This is a genomic window from Aureitalea sp. L0-47 (assembly GCF_026126405.1).
Classification (GTDB): Bacteria; Bacteroidota; Bacteroidia; order Flavobacteriales; family Flavobacteriaceae; genus Pukyongia.
The window spans coordinates 107,672-125,192 of sequence record NZ_JAFMTQ010000004.1; the positions used below are offsets into that span (position 1 = coordinate 107,672).

The window sequence follows — 17,521 nt, forward strand, 5'->3', positions numbered from 1 at the left end:
AAAATCCTAACTACCTACCCGACCACTCTATTATGGAATTTTACATATCAGTTGAACTGATTTTAATAGCTTTTACGTGAGCGTATATCTTAACCCCATTAATCGTAGCTTCCACGTCGGAATCCATCATTTTAAGTCCTTTAACCTGGTTTACATCCCCAAATGGAGAAATAGAAATTATATTGTAATATTCAAGTCCGTCGTCAATAGCCCTTAAGTGAATTATATTGCCCGTTTTACTCACACCTTTGATAGGTAATTTAAAGCCTTCTTCAGTGATGGCGCGGACATCCATGATCATTCCATCTTCAGTGATGGCTTTCAAAGGGTGGTAACGGTCTCCCTCAATCATGATGAGTTTGATTGGAAGGTATTTTCCATCCACAATTGCTTTCACATTAAGAAGACTGGTATCATCCGAACCCTGAATGGCCTTTACATCGTAGATGTTACCATTACCATCAAAAGCTTTTACCTTTAATAACTTCACATCAGGGTGATAGGCCTTAACCTGCCAAAAAATGTTAGTGGAAATTTCAACTTCCGGCTTAATTAGTGACTCCTGATCCTTGTCGGGAATCTGAGCGTTAACCTGGAGCATAGCGATTAAGGAAAAAACAAGGAATATATTGAAGGTTTTCATAGATCTTAATTTACAGCCTGAAAGCTATTGAAGACCGATGAAAATAAAAATGATAATAATCATGAACAACCACTGTTTTCAATCGTAGAAATCTGGACCCCACTCATGAAACAATGGCCGGTTCAATAAAACTAAGAGTTAATTTCGAGGTGCGATATTCTGGTTAACACTAAATAGATTAGAAGGATCGTATTTCGTCTTAATATCGACCAGGCGTTCATAATTGTGACGGTAACTCGCCTGAACTCGCTCTTGACCCTCATCCATCAAAAAGTTTGAATAAGCCCCACCGCTTGAATATGGATGAAGTGCCTCCCAGTATTCCTTGCACCAATCTGTTATTTTCCGTGCATTTTCAGGATTCGGATCCACACCTACTATAACACCCGCATAGTTGGCATCGCGATATGCCCACGGTGTATCTTCCGCACCTACTCTGCTCGCAGCCCCACTAATTGGGTATAGGTGCATCTGTGATAAAGGTGTAGGGATCTTAGAACCATATTCCAGGTGAGTTGCACGGACTTCTTCTCCTAATTCCTTAAAAAAGTCGGCTCTCCAGTACCATTGCAAACCATGCGGTAGCAATCCGTCGAATAAAGTCTGGATTGCTGGGTAAGGCATTTCACCCACATGTGCAAAAACCGGATTCTTATCCATGACAGGTTTGAAGGCTTCCTCAGCTTTTGATGTATCCCCAGTATAACACCAGACGATACCACAAAACTGTTTGTTGTGTAACTCTTCAGGAAATGGAGGTCCGGGTATGACCATAGTAGCAATAAATCCGTTTATATCATCCTCGGCGCTGTTAATGAAATCATGATACCATTCCATGATCTCCTCGGTCCGTTCAATGGGCCATAAGGTAGGTCCTCCAAATACTGTTTTTACAGGGTGGCCCTGGAATTTAAATGAAGTGACTATGCCGAAATTTCCTCCTCCTCCGCGAATAGCCCAAAAAAGATCGGGATTTTGTGAAGCATTTACAGTGACAAATGAACCATCGGCCAAAACCATGTCTGCCTCAAGTAAATTATCGATTGTTAATCCATACTTCCTGGACAAATGGCCAACGCCTCCTCCTAGGGTCAGTCCACCTACACCGGTTGTTGAAATAATTCCGGCTGGCACCGCAAGACCAAAAGGATGTGTAGCATGATCTACTTCTCCCCATAGGTTTCCGCCTCCAACACGAACGGTATTGTTGGATAAATCAACACGAACAAATTTTATCCCGGACAGATCGATCACCAGCCCCCCGTCGCACAGACCGAGACCTCCTCCATTGTGGCCACCGCCTCTCACGGCGACAAGCAGTTTATGTTCTCTTCCAAAATTAACCGCAGCTATTACATCCGCCACGTCAACACACATTACGATCAGGCCCGGATGCTTGTTGATCATGCCGTTGTAAACCTTACGGGTTTCATTGTAATCCGGATGATTCTCACTTACAAGATCTCCTCTTAGTTGGGACGCAAATGTTTCGATAGCAGACGGGTCCACTTCCTTAATTAAGTTATTCATAATGATGTGATTAGTTAGTTATAAGTTTATTTTCAGCAGCTAAATTAGGCTGCCGAAAATGGGAAGAGTATCACATTCAATTCAAAAACTCATACATATCATGCATGACAAGAAAGCTGATGTTTGATGATTTAGTACGTGTGCTGCTGCAGGTATTTTGATGGTAAGATCCCGTATTTCTCATAAAAACATTTGGAGAAATAAGTCGGGCTGTTGAATCCCGTCTCATAAGCTATTTCAGAAATATTACCCGCTTGATTATGAAGTAAGTCGAGGGCCCTGTGTAATCTGAACTCTCTAATGAATAGATTCGGAGATTTTCCAGTTAGATGCTTTAATTTTCGATATAACTGAGATTTACTGTATCCGAGTGCCGTGCTAAAAGTCGCCACATTAAATGACTGGTTTTTCCAGTGCGCTTCGGTGTAGTCCATCATCTGCGTTATAAATTTCTCTTCGGAAGGACTTAAGGTTCGTATCGTATTCTTATCGATGACAGCATTGCGATTCTCGTTTTCAAACATTGTTTTCACTTCCGAAGAAATAACAAGAGGAAACCTAAGGATTTCACACATTCTGGTGGCAAGAGAAATACCTTCCTGAAACAAACCGGTATTGTCTGTAACAGGCATTCCAACAGTTAGTGCCAGGTCTAACTTTCGCTTCATAAAACTCCCCTTAGGTGTTACATATTTAAATTTAAACTGCATCTTAAGAGCACAATGCACAGCATCGGAAACCGATTCGAAAGAAACCAGGTAATTATTATTGTTATTCCTAACTACGCTCCCGTTAAACTTCGCGATGGTTTTTGAGGCGCTGTTGTGAAATTTCTGAATGAACAAGGAATATTGATCTGCTTCAACCCTATCAAGGTAGTTGCTGATCTCTATCACCATGATCACTCGATACGCAGGTTCGTTTATCACCTGCACTGCCTCTCCATTCTGGTCTACTGGATCCTCCATCCTACCCAGAAAGGACTCAACTAAACTTTCATTAACTTCTATTATACTATGAGGTAAATCACCATGCGCGTGGTTATGCATCTCCTGGATTGCTTCTTTGTTTGGAGCCTCAATGAGGCAGAAGGCAGTTCTTCGTTTTTCATCACACCAGTAGGTCATGCCCTTACAACCGAATAAATGCTGCACCTTCAGGTCTTCCTGGTGCATCTGTGCCACGTGCTCCGCTTTTAAGTCATTTGGGATTTCGTGACGGTCCATGTAAATTGGCATAAAGTATATTTTCAAACAAGTTAGTGATATTAAATCGGTTAACTCGACTAATACACTCCTAAATACTATTGCCGCAATTACATTGAAATAAATAGTAGAATCTTTCGCGGCTGCAACCAATCAATTACAAATCGCCTGTCCCTGCTTCACGATGGATACACCTTCCCTGATAAACATATCCCCGTTTTCCAGCTTATAAATGGGAAAGAATTGCTGGGTTCCCTGCAAACTGACATAATGAATACCATTCAGTCCATTTTGGTTAATGACCTTCCAATTTCCGTATTCCTGCCAATTCGATCGCTGTTCGTTACCCAGAACCGTTTGCTTTACTGTATTACCATAAAGGCCGTAGTAACCATTCGGACAGTAATGTATCTCGAGAAAGTAATAGGTCCCGTACACCGCTTCGCCTTCGCGGTAGGTGACAAGGAGTTGCTGTCCATTGAAGAATTGCTGTAGCTCTTCCACGGATGGGTTAGATTGAGCCTGCACTGTTTCCGAAGCAGAAATACAAACGACAGAGAACAATAGCGCAAATAAGAATCGTTTCATAAAGGTTATGTATATCAAATACCTAAAGTAGTAATATCAAGGTAAATAGATTTTTTTTTCTGAAGAAAATACCCTTAAAATAATCTCAATTCTCCATCCACCACTCAGATTGTGGCTTTGGTAAGTCATTGATAATAATAGGTTCGCCTATCCTTGGTGTAACTAAGGGAATGCCTAATTCCGAGGCCTTTTTCTGAACCCGGATGATCGGATCTGTCCATTCATGTAAGGCAAGTTTGAAGGCTCCCCAGTGAATGGGCATAATGGCCTGGGCCCTAACATCGAGCCCTGCCTGGGCAGTTTCTTCCGGAAACATATGAATATCCGGCCATTTTTCGTTGTACTGTCCGCATTCCATCATGGCAAAATCGAAAGGACCATAAGCATTACCGATGTCTTTAAAGTGCTCACTATAGCCGCTGTCACCACTGAAAAACAGCCGTTCTTTATCCGAAAGTATCACCCATGAACTCCACAAGGTGCTCATGCGGTTGTTGAATTTACGACCAGAGAAATGCTGGGCAGGTGTGCAGGCAAAGGTCAATCCTTTAAACTCTACTTCCTGCCACCAGTCCAATTCTAAAATTCGATCTTCGGGTACATCCCAGGCTTGTAAATGAACCCCCACTCCTAGCGGCACATAGAACATCTCAACGCGGTCCTTTAACTCCTTGATGGATTTGTAATCCAGGTGGTCGTAATGATCGTGAGATATGATGACCGCATCTATTGCCGGGATCATTTCCAGCGCTATGGGTGCTTCGGAATTAAAACGTTTTGATCCTAACATCGGATGAGGAGCCGGAACTTCATCCAGCATGGGATCAATGAGTATTGTTTTGTCTTCCATTTGAAGCAGGAAACTCGAATGTCCGAACCATATCAGGCGTGTCGGACTATTATAATCGGCAATTGCGCTTGAGTCGATTTTCTGCACTTCAAGGTTGTTCTCAGGCCGTGCATTAGGTACTTTTTCGAAGAAGAATTTACGGGCAACTTTTAGCATCTCGCCAAAGCTCATATCCTCGGGAACCCTGTTTTTATTTACAAAAGCACCCTCGCGATGGTTCTCCGAAAGACTGTAGCGTTCTTTATCTGCTTTAGAAACATTACCTCCAAAACTCGGATAAAAATTCACAAATAAGAGGTAGGCAACAACCATCGTTGCAATCAGGATGACAATTGTGATCAGCATTCGTTTTAGATATTTCAGAAATCGTTTCACCTAAAGGTGGCAGCATTTAGTACCTGGGTTAAATGATCACGATCTGAAACCAGGAATTCAGGATAGGATTCTACAATGTAATCTGATAGTTAATAGGAGATATTTAATTCGCCGCTTTCCATAGCCTGCGAATAATTGGCCTGTACAGTTCGCCAATGCCCGAAAAACTTCTTACTGTACAAAGGTTTTAAAGTAACGACAAATACGCCGTTGCCCCTGGATTCAACCTTTGTGATCTTTGCCTCTATCCCAAATACCTGCTTGTAATCTAGCGATCCTGTTTTCTTCTGAATTACATCTGGTTCAGGAAAGTATATATGTTGAAAGTGTTCAGAGGAAGGCGAGTTGACCACAACTACATCCCCTACTTTAGGGACTGTATTATCTGAAAATATCTTTTCTGCCTGAGCAAAAGATAGAGGTAGAATTAGAAGAAGAACTAATAATGGCTTTTGAAGGAATCTCATATCTGGCAATTATTTTTCTAAAAGTACAAATTTGAATTAAAATAAGGAGCTGTCGTCCGAGACAAATGAAAATACGTAACATTTTGAGAAGAAATGCACTAATAAGATAATTCCGGTTAATTCGGAAGATTAATAATTCAAACAAATACATAAATGGGAAAAGGAAAAATAGTAGCATTACTTGGTCTTGCGGGTGGCGCTTTCGCTTACTGGAAATACAAAAATTTAAGTCCGGAAGAAAAGGAACGACTTAAGGAAAAAGCAAAGAAGGTTGGTGACGAAGTAAAAGAAGCGGCTGTAGACATAAAGGATACACTTACCGAGGAATTCGACAAGTTCAGCGGAAACGTAAAAGATTCGTTCAACAACGCGACTGAGTAATTTACACATTAGTTTAAAGTGATGGCCCGCTTATAGCGGGCTTTTTTTATTTTATCAGTATCTTTATGATCCTTTGAAAAAAATATACTAACCGCTTACAACTGCACTTTATGAGATCATTTTTATCCCTTTGGATGGCCGCACTCTTAATCCTCGGTTCATTCCAGTTCGCAAACGCTCAGGAAAAACCTGAAGAATCCAAGAACATTTACAACGGACTCGAACTTAGAAGTCTCGGACCCGCTTTTATGAGTGGCCGTATTGCCGATATCGATATTCATCCTGAAAATGAAAGTATCTGGTACGTGGCCGTTGGGTCGGGAGGCGTTTGGAAAACCGTCAATTCAGGAACTACCTGGACCCCGGTTTTTGATGATCAGCCTTCCTATTCCGTAGGTGCCGTAACCATTGATCCCAACAACCCGGAAACCATCTGGGTAGGTTCGGGAGAAGATGTGGGTGGAAGGCACGTAGGTTATGGAGATGGTGTTTATAAAAGCCTCGATGGCGGTAAAAGCTGGAAGAATATGGGGCTTAAAAATTCCCAACACATTTCCAGGATTTTAGTGCACCCTTTCAATAGCGATGTGGTTTGGGTAACTGCCCAGGGCCCCCTTTGGAGCAAAGGTGGCGACCGTGGATTGTACAAAACCACCGATGGAGGTGAAAACTGGACCAGGTTGCTTGGCGATGATGAATGGACGGGTGCTACCGATATAGCCATGGACCCTCGTGATCCGGATGTGTTGTATGTATTCACCTGGCAACGACACAGAACAGTAGCAGCCTATATGGGTGGTGGCCCGGGAACAGCCCTTTATAAAAGTACTGACGGTGGTGATAGCTGGGATAAACTAACCAACGGACTACCCTCTTCCTGGCTTGGGAAGTGTTCGGTGGCGATATCACCTCAAAATCCGGATGTTGTCTACGCAGCTATCGAATTGGACAGAAGAAAAGGAGGCGTTTATCGCTCTGATGATGCCGGTGGCTCATGGACTCAAATGAGTGAAACCGTATCGGGAGGAACAGGTCCCCATTATTACCAGGAACTGTATGCTTGTCCGCACCACGAGGGCCGACTCTACCTGATGGACAACAATCTTCAGATCTCGGAAGACGGTGGTAAGACCTTCTACCGCATGAACGAAAGCAATAAGCACGGCGATAACCACGCCATAGCATTTAAGCAAAGTGATCCGAACTACCTGATCGTAGGTTCTGATGGTGGTTTGTACGAATCCTTTGACCTTACCAAAACCTGGAAATACGTGGAAAACCTACCGGTTACTCAGTACTACAAAATGGCCGTTGATGATGCCGAGCCGTTCTATCATATCTACGGTGGAACACAGGACAACAGCACACAGCGAGGGCCGTCCAGAACAGATAACGTTCACGGTATTCAAAGTAGTGACTGGAGTGTAATTCTGAATTGGGACGGCCACCAACCGGCCACAGAACCCGGCAACCCTAATATTGTCTATGCAGAACGCCAGGAAGGAACACTTTCGAGAATAGACATGAGCACTGGCGAAGTTGTCGATATTCAGCCACAACCGGGTGAGAATGAAGACTACGAGCGCTACAACTGGGATGCCCCTATTTTGGTGAGTCCGCACTCCCCTACTACGATTTTCTTTGCTTCGCAGCGAGTGTGGAAATCTACGAATCGAGGAGACAGCTGGACGGCAATTTCGGGTGATCTTACCAAGAATGAAGAGCGAATCACCTTGCCTATCATGGGCAAACAACAAAGCTGGGATGCACCATGGGATGTGTACGCCATGTCTAATTACAATACCATCACTTCCCTTGCAGAATCACCCAAACAACAAGGTTTGATCTATGCGGGAACCGATGACGGAATTATACAGGTAACCGAAGACGGAGGAGCTAATTGGAGAAAAATCCCAGTCGGCAACCTACCGGGTGTACCTTCAACGGCTTTCGTGAACGATATAAAAGCAGATCTATTCGATGCGAATACGGTTTATGTTGCCCTGGACAACCACAAGTATGGCGACTTTAAGCCTTATCTTCTGAAAAGTACCGACAGGGGACGAACCTGGACATCACTGGCAGGTTCAATCCCGAACAGGACGCTTGTCTGGCGTTTGGTTCAGGATCATGTGAAGCCTGGCCTGTTATTTATCGCAACTGAGTTCGGATTGTATTTTTCGGTGGATGCCGGAAGAAAATGGACTCAGTTGGAAGGCGGTGTGCCAACGATTTCATTCAGGGATATAGCTATTCAGCGAAGGGAAAATGACCTGATAGGAGCTTCCTTCGGAAGAGGATTCTATGTGTTGGATGACTATTCTGCGCTGCGCGATATTTCAGAAGCTACCCTGAACCAGGAAGCCAAGTTGTTCTCAGTACGCGACGCCTGGTGGTATGTGGAACGGCCTCACCTTAGTTTCGGACCTGGAAAGGGAAGTCAGGGAGATTCACATTTCGTAGCCCCTAATCCTGATTTCGGTGCGACGTTCACCTATTATCTCAAAGAGGCTCCCAAAACAATGGAAGCACAACGAAAAGATTCAGAAAAGAATAAAAACAAGGCAGCCGTTCCTTTCCCAGGATGGGATAAACTTGCCGACGAGGTAAATGAAGTGGATCCAATGCTTGTTTTTGCTATTAGTGATGCCAGTGGTAATGTGGTTCGAAAACTGCACACAAAGCCCAAAAAAGGTGTGAACAGGATAAGCTGGGATCTTCGCTATCCCGACCTGGACCTGGTTCGATTCGATGCGAAGATGAATACCAGCAGGAGTGGATTCATGGCACCTCCGGGTAATTATTCGGTGGAATTGTTTATTTCTGAAAATGGAACGACTAGAAAATTGGATGGCCCTGTTTCGTTCACAGTGAAATCACTACGTGAAAACTCCTTGCCAGGATCTTCGATGAACGAAGTATCCTCTTTCTGGCGATCGTATGAAAGCACTTCGAAGGCTGTTTCGAAGATCAATGCAGACATGGGTAAAGCCATGAAACGAGCCAAGGCAATGCAAGTTGCTCTGGCACGTAGCACTGCTAAACCAGGAACCCTGGACAACGAGCTGAATGCCGTTATCAAGAGTTTACAGGATCTTTCCGCCAGTTATTACGGTAACCCTGCTAAAGGAGAGATCGGTGAAAAAGGCAGACCGACGGTTGGAGAACGCATGTTTGCCATATACCGAGGAATAGAAAGAGCCACCTACGGTCCTACTCCTCAGCACAAGGAACAATTGCAAATCGTGAAGAAGGAAGTGAATTCTGCAGAAGCTAAATTAAGAACGGCACAACAGCAGTTGGATAACCTCTATTCGAAGTTACAGGCTGCCGGTGCGCCATATGTAGAAAACTAGGAAAAATAAATAGTTCAAAAAACCACGGCGCTAGGGCCGTGGTTTTTTATTTCAATTTGTTCCGAAGGTTATTTATGGAAATGAATAACAACGTCTTTCTTGTGATCGCCCTTCTCTAGTTTAATTTTGTAGGTGCGTCTTACAAGGTCAGTGTCGTTGTAACTACTGCTGTAACGATTACTGGTCATTTTCCATTCGTCATTACCTTTGAATACCTCGTCTCTCACTTTGGCTGGTAGTTGTACATCTTTGAAGAATTCGCTGGCCGCGACGATCCTGCCTTTGTTGTCGTAATAAGCATCGATATTACCACTGTTGTTCTTAAATACCATTTCGAAATAGTCTGCTACGTTCTTATCGAATTCCTTATTGGAGCGCACATCATAAGTGGCTGCTTGCTTTTGTAGCATTCTGGCAACAGCAGGTGTGTTTTCATCCTGAACCGTAGCGAGATAAGCAGAATTTGCGGTAACTACTACATCTTCCAATTCATATCTTGTAAGTGGGTCTGGGTCTTGTGCGTAAGCTAGGAATGCAAATCCTAATGCGAATATTGTGATTAAAGTTCTCATAATAAATAATTTAGAGGGTTCGTGATTATTACTCCAAAGGTCTTTATTATGAGGTTGCGATACATAACAGCTATGTTCCGAATGCTTTAAAGTTTAATTTGAATGCTTCTGAATATAATTTGAAGGCTGAAATGCTTATCATCTTTTTAAGCCTGGTATTGCCTCATACGCTAAGTAGTTATTCCACGAGCGGTGAAATCACATTAAAACCGATTTTGTTGTAAAGCTCTAGATAGCGAGGATCTTCCTTTAATGGATTTAACAACGGCTCCTCCTTGAGCCATGTAAGTTCCACTTCTCTATGCTCAAACGACTTATTCAGCCAATAAAAAGAGGTGTCGAATTCCCCAATTTCACAATAATATAAAGCGATGAACCAAGCTGGACTACCTGAGGTATTTTCTTGGTAATTTTTCTTAAGTCTTGACAAATGCTGCTCTACTTCCTGATAATCTCCTTCAATCTGGGCGTGCATCGCTCTCAACCATGTAATAATTGGTGGATAATCTGGAAACCTGGCGAGTAATTTATCCAATTGCTGTTTGGACTTCTCGTGATCCTCTATGTAATAATAGATTTTCGAGGATTCCATGAGGTAAAAGAATTCATTTGAGAATAAGGCCTCGTTTTTATCCAATATTTCCAGAGCTTTTTCCTTATTGCCTTTAAGATAGTTCGCAAATGCTAATCCTGCGATTGTCCCTGATCCAACTTGATTTAAATCAATACCCAAAAGACCATATTCTATGGCTTTATCAAAATTACCCATTTTGCGATGGAACTCAATCAACCCTCCTATTTCCATTGACGACAAGTTATTTTTAGCTTTACCTTCTATTTGCTGGAAGTTGTTGTATAAAAACTGGAAATCCCAATTGTAATAGAAACTACCAAACATCCTTACTATCAGTAACGAATCCTCATAGTCATATTCTTTGCCGGCACTTATTTTTTCAGCTAGCTGCAGATACTTGTTTCCTTTAGTTTTTGCCTCTTCCTGTGATATCCCTCCCCACACTAGCCCGGACACAAAATAGTTACTTGCGAGTCCAAGATATGGCTCTATGAATAGAGAGTCCTGTTCAATAGCACTTTTAAATAACCTTTCTGCAGCTGAAAACCCTAAAGGACTTAAGGTTTCATAGTTGTATTGCGCATTGAGATAAAGTTTATAGGCTTCGGCACTTGAAGTTGGTACAATTTCAAGGGTTTTTCTCTCATTTGATGAAATATCAACTTCCATATTCTCCGCCACATTTTCAGCGATCGCAGCTTGCATTTCAAAGATCTCATCGGTTCTCCAGGCTCCTTTATATTCCAGTGTCCACAGATATTTTTCAGAAGCCGCCTCGATTAAGTTCAAGTTACTCATCACCCTATTTCCCGATAGTTTAAAATTGCCTTCTAAAATGAACTCAACATCGAGCTCTTTCGCAATAGTGTTGGTGGTTTTTTCTGAATTCTTGTAATTAACAACTGTAGAATAAGGCACTACCCTATCTATGTCTGAAATACCAGCCAATCTCGTGATCACTGCATCCGTCATCCCATCACTTACGTATTCCAGTTCGGGATCACCACTCCAGTTCTTAAAAGGCAGTACAGCGATGGTCTTCGATTTATCCGGCAACTCTTCTGAAGCGAAATTACTGGTCGGATCCAAATAATTAAAGGCAATAGCACTAACCACAATAACAGTAACAATGATCAACCAGACTAGGACGCGCCTGATCTTTCCTGATCTCTTCGGAACTTCTAATGATGAATCTACCGATGGTTCGTCGAGCTCAGCGCGATGCTTAACCTCTCCGGGAGGATAGCCGAAATATTCGTTAAAACAGGTGTTGAAATAGGTAGGGCTGTTGAATCCAACCTGGTAAGCCACTTCAGAAGCAGTTATGTCCTCCGTAAAAAGTAGCTTCTTAGCCTCATCCAGGCGAATCTCACGAATAAACTGACTCAATGATTTTCCGCTGGCCGATTTGACCTTTCTATGAAGTTGAGACCTACTCTTGCCGCAAATTTCCACTAATTCACTTACGCCAAATTGTTCGTCGGTGTAGTTGTTCAGAACAATGGCGCGGAGATCTTCAATGAATGGATTGCGCCTGCCCATCTCTTTAGTTTTATGTTCGTGGGAAGCTAACTACTAAAGTTAAGGAATTTTTAATATATAATCAAGGCTAATTATCATCAAATCAATGGGTTTCTATTGAAAAAAGGCCTTTCCAGAAAGTTGTAAGACTTCTTCTCCAACCTATAATACTACTCATAAATACCATGCATAACTGATTTACGGCGCATTTCATCGAATAGTTTCGAAATTCTAATGACACCATCAGGAAATTTCTTACATTTAAACAACCTCATATCTTCATTTCTACTTCCTATGGTTCTTAATGTAAACGAGTATTAACCCGTAAAGGATCGCGTATGAAGAAATTACTACGATTTAAACTTTCTAACAAATGGAATGAACGCTTGAAAGTATGGAACGAAAAGCTCGTGATCTATGCGAGAGCGAGTAGTTATGCCATTCACAGGTAGTGTAAACACATTTGAGAAATGAAAACCCCACGATTTATTCGTGGGGTTTTTATTATACCTCACCTTACTTACGTGTGCAAAGTAGGACCTTGTCTCCCACTTCGAATCAGCTTAATAAACAGTCCCATTTAATTCTGAAGCACATTCTGAATAACTATACCCAAAATAATCAAAATAAAGAAGAGCAACACGCTCCACATCCTGTATCGCTTTTTCTTTTCTGAATGGAACAGGCCGTACACAACAATAATGATACTACTTATCTCCAAAAAATACACAAAATTAATGACTATCAAATGCTTTATTGGCACCTCCAGGTAGGAATAACTCCCAAGGAAATTAGCAACCGAAAACAATACAGCCCATATCAGGGTAAATTGCATCAGCTGAGTGCGGGATGGCGGTTCAGGATACGCTTTCGAATAGGTGAAGGTCACCAGTAAGGTTAAAAGAAAAAAGCTGCCATATCCAGCAGGGATGAGGATTGCGAGATCATTCAGTGATTTAAATGCCGGTACCGACTCTTCCCAAAGGTTAGCAAAAATAGCTGCATGGCAGATAAAATCAATACCTAAAAATAGTAACCAGGCAAAAAATGTATTGATCCAGAGTTTTGACGATCTCATTTCCTAAAGTTACGAAATGTCGCCGGATTAATTCATTTGGCTAACAAGGGTCTCAATGTCCTCTTTCAATCTTCTTCAACATCATGCTTGCATTCTTCCCAGTGGGGCCATCAGGATCCATGGAAAGTGCTTTATTGTAGAGCTCTTTGGCCTTTTCCAAATCACCGGCTTCCATATAGCCTTCCGCCAGGCTATCCCACGCATTAGCCGAGTCCGGGAAAATTTGTGTTATAAAGGAGAAGATCGCTATTCCTGTTTGATGATCTCCTCTAGTGAGTTGCCTGTAACCGGCGTTGTTTAACTCACCTTCAAAATCAAAGAACTTGTAACGTGGATCCTGCACCATTTTCGGAACCTCTGTGGCCAGTTTCTCCTGCTGGCCCGAAGTATACAACATCGTCATATATTCCATCGGATCCAGTACAAAGTCTTCTCCGTCAAAACTCAGGGCCGCCTCAAGCACCGGGTCCTTGTTCGTCTTGTAATCTTCAAAACTCATTTCAACCGCAAGATGAGGCGCTAACCAGTCGTCGTTCTCCCACTGCGGCTTGTCTTGCCACCAGGCGTATGATAGGTACACAGGGAGCTTAGTGTTGGGAAGGAGATGTTCGTTGTTATCTCCATAGAAATTTATATTCTCCCCGGTAGGCTCTCCGATGAACGTGGCATTGGTGTAATTGTCGAGCTCGTTAACAAGATTCTGACAGGCAGAAAAGGTCCTTCTTCCCAGGATTACCATAAGTCCTCCAACCTTGTTTACTTTTTCCGATTGGATGATGCGCGTAACAACATCCTTGTTTTTGTAATTGTTACCTCCTCCATTTAATCGGACATCAAGCACTAAATGCTCTACATCGTTGTTTTCTATAAAATCGAATACCCTGTCGTAAAATTCAGGGATAGTCTCCGAAGGGTCGTCCTGTATCTGACTCTGCCTTACGTATACCGTTTTCTCTTCAGGGATGTATTCGTAATAGTAGATCTTGTCAAGGTTTTTGAGATACAATGGAGTATCCCCGCTCTCCCTGGCATCCAGCCAATCTTCTTGGGTTTCAACAAAACCATAGGTAGTTGGAGCCATCTTACCAGCCGGTAAAGCTGTTAAGGTCCTCGTGAAGGAGTTGCCGTCTTTTTCAAAGGTAATCGGAATGGTTTCCGAATATTCCTTTACTACCCCCTGTGCATGCAATACTTCCGGGCTGTTGAGGTACAGAAAACCATAAGCACGAAAGAATTGTTCGTTTTCTACAGGAACTACCGGGTAGACTTTTTTCAAGGCATCCATAATAGGCATGCCTCCTATGCTGATCACTCTGGCTCCAATTGCTTCGGAATAATCCTTGTGTACTCCCTGAACATAGACACCATCCGAGAAGTGGTACATGTTAATCGGTAGCTGCCTGAAACGAACCGGGTTACCTGTCCAGCCCATTCGGGTGTGACCGTACTTAAACATCCCTATGATGCGGGCAAAACCAACGCTTATCTCGTGTTCTTCTAGATCGGGAATTTCATTGTGAAGCTTCTCTACTGCTGCGTCAAAATCTTCAGCGCTAACCTTTTTGAATAGGAACGGATAGTCTTTATGAACTGTATTCTGAAGAAATCTAAGGTCGTCCTGCCATTGTTTGGCAGTGAATTTGGACTGCGCGTTCAACTGCAGTGCAAGGAACGCCACAAGTACTAAGAGTAATTTTTTCATTTTTTGATTGATTAATGGTTGTTATTAAAAGTGTGCGAAATACCGCAATTGTTACAGTTTTCGAGCATCAATTTGTTGAAAACAATAAGGTTAGATGAAATAAATGTATTTTTATGGCAATTCGATTAATCCAAAAATATCTTTCTAATGAAAAAACTTCTTACTCTCACTTTACTGCTGCTACTTTCTTTTTCCGGATATACCCAAACATCCGATCCTGTTGTCGAAGCCATGATCAATGAGGCCAATGAAAACTCTATGTTGGAACGGCTGGGTCATGAGCTTATGGATATTATCGGACCAAGGCTTGTGGGATCACCTCAAATGCAAGATGCCCACGATTGGGCCGTAGACCGTTATGCGGGATGGGGAATCACTGCTCGTAATGAGAAGTACGGTGAATGGCGAGGATGGCAGCGCGGGATTACCCACATCGATATGGTTCATCCCAGAGTACAGAGTTTGCGCGGAACACAACTGGCCTGGAACCCAAGTACGAGTAAGGAGGGCGTCACTGCAGAATTAGTAGTCCTGCCAACTGTTCAGGATTCATTGGAATTTGCCAAATGGCTGCCATCGGTAAAAGGAAAATTTGTACTGACGTCAATGCATCAGCCTACCGGCCGACCTGATTACAATTGGGAGGAGTATGCCACAGAAGAGTCCTTTGAGAAGATGAAGAAGGAACGTGATGAGCAAAATACCGCATGGAGGGAGAACATGAAGCGAATGGGATATAACTCACGTACCTTGCCAGCTGCCCTTGAAGAAGCAGGTGCTACAGGAATCGTAATGTCCTATTGGTCCAGGGGATTTGGTGTGAATAAGATCTTCAGTGCTCGTACTAAAAAAATTCCTACGCTAGACTTAGAACTGGAGGACTACGGTATGCTTTACAGACTAGTTGAGTCCGGGCAAAAGCCGAAAATTCACGTAGTCGCCCAATCGAAAGAGTTGGGTGTGATGCCTACATTTAATACAATTGCGGAGATCAAGGGAAGTGAAAAACCGGACGAGTATGTAATACTTTCTGCTCACTTTGATTCCTGGGATGGGGCCACCGGGGCAACCGACAATGGCACCGGTACCATCATCATGATGGAAGCCATGAGAATCTTAAAGAAACACTACCCAAACCCTAAACGCACCATTCTGGTAGGACACTGGGGCAGCGAGGAACAGGGATTAAACGGATCACGAGCATTTGTGGAAGATCACCCTGAGATCGTAAAGGGTGTTCAGGCATTGTTTAACCAGGACAATGGTACCGGACGTGTGGTACGCTTATCTGGTGGTGGTTTTCTGAATTCCTACGATTATCTGAACCGTTGGCTGAATGCCGTTCCCAGAGATATCACATCCGAAATTGAAACCACCTTCCCGGGCACACCAGCCAGAGGTGGTTCAGATTACGCATCCTTTCAGGCAGCAGGCGCACCGGCATTTAGTTTGAGTTCGTTGAGTTGGGCGTACTGGAACTATACCTGGCATACGAACCGGGATACTTACGATAAGATCGTATTTGACGATGTGAGAAATAATGTAATACTAACGGCCATACTGGCATATATGGCAAGCGAAGACCCAGAGACAACTTCAAGGGAAAGAGCCGTATTGCCCGTAAGCAGAAGAAGCGGGAAGCAAATGGAATGGCCTACACCCAGGTCACCAGAACGAAAAGGAGGAATGGAATAGAAATAATTCGCCGCAGAACCGGACTAATATAACCTCTCCGGCCCTGCGGCACGCCTAAAATACGAGTAGATCGTATGAACTCCTCCTAAACCTAAGCAGGTTCCTCTTCCTTGCTTCGGTTTTCATAGATCTTCTCGATCATTTCCGGTACTTTTTCGAAAGCAGCAGCAAGACCGTGGGCCTTTCCTGCTTCGATAAAGCTAATTTCTTCGTCTTTTGTGACCAGGAATCCGAGTGGTTCGATGCCCATTCCGGCACCGGCTCCCATTCCATATCCGGTTTTAGCCTTGGTTTTTTTCTCAATACCTTCTCCTTCGCCGGATCCAAATCCCATTCCTATCTTAATAACAGGAACACAGGTAAATTCACCCAAGGTAAATGGTTCTCCGACAACGGTTTCTGTCCGCGCTTCAGTCCTGATAAACTCAGTGATCTGTTTCATTAATTCTTCAAAGTGTAAGACCATGACAAATGTTTAATTGTTAATAAATGATTTCAGAATAAATATCGGTCGGTTTTGTACTTGCAGTGCCAATCGATTCTTATCGTTAAAGTTGATGGCGAAGTCCCCATAAAACCTGTTCAGGAAGAAGAAAACCGGATATAACTTAGCATTTAAGATATAATCCCCGGTATCCAGGTGAAGCAGAAATTGCTTTATTTCGAAAGTCCGCAGCACTCGTAGTGCAATACGCCCGTTTTTCGGATTAAATTTCTTTGTCTTTTTTACTTCGGAATGCCCCTTCTTTTTTTCCGACTTCCCCCAACTTCTCAGTGGGTAGAATTTGAAATTGAGAAACAGAACATTCAACTTTACACGAACAATTTCCTGCTCGTCTCCTTCGATCCTCGCCTTCGCCAACCCTCTCCATTGTACAAAATAATCGTTGGTGTCTGTATCAACCTTGATAATTATTGGGGTCCAAAGCAGAAACCCGATCAGAATGACAACAAGGGTTATTATGACATACAAGGCAGTCATAA

The 17,521-nt window shown here is 42.9% G+C and carries 15 protein-coding genes; 3 read left to right on the plus strand and 12 right to left on the minus strand.

Going from position 1 to position 17,521, the window contains the following annotated elements:
- Positions 1 to 40 precede the first annotated feature (40 nt).
- From J1N09_RS06280 to J1N09_RS06305, 6 genes are all read right to left on the minus strand, one after another.
- Complete coding sequence (locus tag J1N09_RS06280) at positions 41 to 643, minus strand: hypothetical protein (protein ID WP_265199014.1); 603 nt, start codon at positions 641 to 643, stop codon at positions 41 to 43.
- Positions 644 to 781: 138 nt separating this feature from the next.
- Positions 782 to 2,173: an FAD-binding oxidoreductase gene (locus tag J1N09_RS06285; protein ID WP_265199015.1), complete on the minus strand. Its 1,392-nt coding sequence runs from the start codon at positions 2,171 to 2,173 to the stop codon at positions 782 to 784.
- A gap of 131 nt (positions 2,174 to 2,304) precedes the next feature.
- Positions 2,305 to 3,411, minus strand: coding sequence for a nickel-binding protein (locus J1N09_RS06290; protein ID WP_265199016.1), 1,107 nt, complete (start codon positions 3,409 to 3,411; stop codon positions 2,305 to 2,307).
- Between the two features lie 120 nt (positions 3,412 to 3,531).
- Positions 3,532 to 3,966 (minus strand): hypothetical protein, encoded by a 435-nt coding sequence (locus J1N09_RS06295; protein ID WP_265199018.1) that lies wholly within the window; start codon positions 3,964 to 3,966, stop codon positions 3,532 to 3,534.
- Between the two features lie 85 nt (positions 3,967 to 4,051).
- Positions 4,052 to 5,191, minus strand: coding sequence for an MBL fold metallo-hydrolase (locus tag J1N09_RS06300; RefSeq protein ID WP_321160799.1), 1,140 nt, complete (start codon positions 5,189 to 5,191; stop codon positions 4,052 to 4,054).
- Between the two features lie 89 nt (positions 5,192 to 5,280).
- Positions 5,281 to 5,658, minus strand: coding sequence for a hypothetical protein (locus J1N09_RS06305; RefSeq protein ID WP_265199021.1), 378 nt, complete (start codon positions 5,656 to 5,658; stop codon positions 5,281 to 5,283).
- A gap of 153 nt (positions 5,659 to 5,811) precedes the next feature.
- On the opposite strand from J1N09_RS06305, the gene J1N09_RS06310 reads away from it, so the two are divergent.
- Together J1N09_RS06310 and J1N09_RS06315 are read left to right on the plus strand one after the other, a co-directional pair.
- Entirely contained in the window at positions 5,812 to 6,039 is a 228-nt protein-coding gene (locus tag J1N09_RS06310; protein ID WP_265199022.1) for a YtxH domain-containing protein, read from the plus strand.
- A 110-nt stretch (positions 6,040 to 6,149) separates the two neighbouring features.
- Positions 6,150 to 9,395: a VPS10 domain-containing protein gene (locus J1N09_RS06315; RefSeq protein ID WP_265199024.1), complete on the plus strand. Its 3,246-nt coding sequence runs from the start codon at positions 6,150 to 6,152 to the stop codon at positions 9,393 to 9,395.
- Between the two features lie 68 nt (positions 9,396 to 9,463).
- Here J1N09_RS06315 and J1N09_RS06320 read toward each other — a convergent pair whose 3' ends face one another.
- The 4 genes from J1N09_RS06320 to J1N09_RS06335 form a co-directional block, all read right to left on the minus strand.
- A complete protein-coding gene (locus J1N09_RS06320; protein WP_265199026.1) occupies positions 9,464 to 9,967 on the minus strand; it encodes a hypothetical protein in 504 nt (167 codons plus the stop codon).
- Positions 9,968 to 10,145: 178 nt separating this feature from the next.
- Positions 10,146 to 12,083: a helix-turn-helix domain-containing protein gene (locus J1N09_RS06325; protein WP_265199027.1), complete on the minus strand. Its 1,938-nt coding sequence runs from the start codon at positions 12,081 to 12,083 to the stop codon at positions 10,146 to 10,148.
- Between the two features lie 559 nt (positions 12,084 to 12,642).
- Positions 12,643 to 13,140 carry a hypothetical protein gene (locus J1N09_RS06330; RefSeq protein WP_265199029.1) on the minus strand — a complete coding sequence of 166 codons (498 nt, stop codon included), beginning with the start codon at positions 13,138 to 13,140 and terminating at the stop codon, positions 12,643 to 12,645.
- A 52-nt stretch (positions 13,141 to 13,192) separates the two neighbouring features.
- Positions 13,193 to 14,842, minus strand: coding sequence for a tetratricopeptide repeat protein (locus tag J1N09_RS06335; protein WP_265199031.1), 1,650 nt, complete (start codon positions 14,840 to 14,842; stop codon positions 13,193 to 13,195).
- Between the two features lie 147 nt (positions 14,843 to 14,989).
- Here J1N09_RS06335 and J1N09_RS06340 point away from each other — a divergent pair, with 147 nt between their 5' ends.
- Complete coding sequence (locus tag J1N09_RS06340) at positions 14,990 to 16,537, plus strand: M20/M25/M40 family metallo-hydrolase (protein ID WP_265199033.1); 1,548 nt, start codon at positions 14,990 to 14,992, stop codon at positions 16,535 to 16,537.
- 91 nt (positions 16,538 to 16,628) lie between these two features.
- On the opposite strand, the gene J1N09_RS06345 is transcribed toward J1N09_RS06340, so the two are convergent.
- Positions 16,629 to 17,003, minus strand: a complete 375-nt coding sequence (locus tag J1N09_RS06345) for a GerW family sporulation protein (protein ID WP_265199035.1) — start codon at positions 17,001 to 17,003, stop codon at positions 16,629 to 16,631.
- Positions 17,004 to 17,012: 9 nt separating this feature from the next.
- Positions 17,013 to 17,519 (minus strand): hypothetical protein, encoded by a 507-nt coding sequence (locus J1N09_RS06350; protein WP_265199037.1) that lies wholly within the window; start codon positions 17,517 to 17,519, stop codon positions 17,013 to 17,015.
- Positions 17,520 to 17,521 lie beyond the last annotated feature (2 nt).

Coding starts and splice junctions, on each gene's coding strand:
- J1N09_RS06295 (WP_265199018.1), bottom strand. CDS start 3,966: ATGAAACGATTCTTATTTGCGCTATTGTTCTCTGTCGTTTGTATTTCT.
- J1N09_RS06290 (WP_265199016.1), bottom strand. CDS start 3,411: ATGCCAATTTACATGGACCGTCACGAAATCCCAAATGACTTAAAAGCG.
- J1N09_RS06280 (WP_265199014.1), bottom strand. CDS start 643: ATGAAAACCTTCAATATATTCCTTGTTTTTTCCTTAATCGCTATGCTC.
- J1N09_RS06320 (WP_265199026.1), bottom strand. CDS start 9,967: ATGAGAACTTTAATCACAATATTCGCATTAGGATTTGCATTCCTAGCT.
- J1N09_RS06310 (WP_265199022.1), top strand. CDS start 5,812: ATGGGAAAAGGAAAAATAGTAGCATTACTTGGTCTTGCGGGTGGCGCT.
- J1N09_RS06345 (WP_265199035.1), bottom strand. CDS start 17,003: ATGGTCTTACACTTTGAAGAATTAATGAAACAGATCACTGAGTTTATC.
- J1N09_RS06330 (WP_265199029.1), bottom strand. CDS start 13,140: ATGAGATCGTCAAAACTCTGGATCAATACATTTTTTGCCTGGTTACTA.
- J1N09_RS06340 (WP_265199033.1), top strand. CDS start 14,990: ATGAAAAAACTTCTTACTCTCACTTTACTGCTGCTACTTTCTTTTTCC.
- J1N09_RS06285 (WP_265199015.1), bottom strand. CDS start 2,173: ATGAATAACTTAATTAAGGAAGTGGACCCGTCTGCTATCGAAACATTT.
- J1N09_RS06305 (WP_265199021.1), bottom strand. CDS start 5,658: ATGAGATTCCTTCAAAAGCCATTATTAGTTCTTCTTCTAATTCTACCT.
- J1N09_RS06335 (WP_265199031.1), bottom strand. CDS start 14,842: ATGAAAAAATTACTCTTAGTACTTGTGGCGTTCCTTGCACTGCAGTTG.
- J1N09_RS06350 (WP_265199037.1), bottom strand. CDS start 17,519: ATGACTGCCTTGTATGTCATAATAACCCTTGTTGTCATTCTGATCGGG.
- J1N09_RS06315 (WP_265199024.1), top strand. CDS start 6,150: ATGAGATCATTTTTATCCCTTTGGATGGCCGCACTCTTAATCCTCGGT.
- J1N09_RS06325 (WP_265199027.1), bottom strand. CDS start 12,083: ATGGGCAGGCGCAATCCATTCATTGAAGATCTCCGCGCCATTGTTCTG.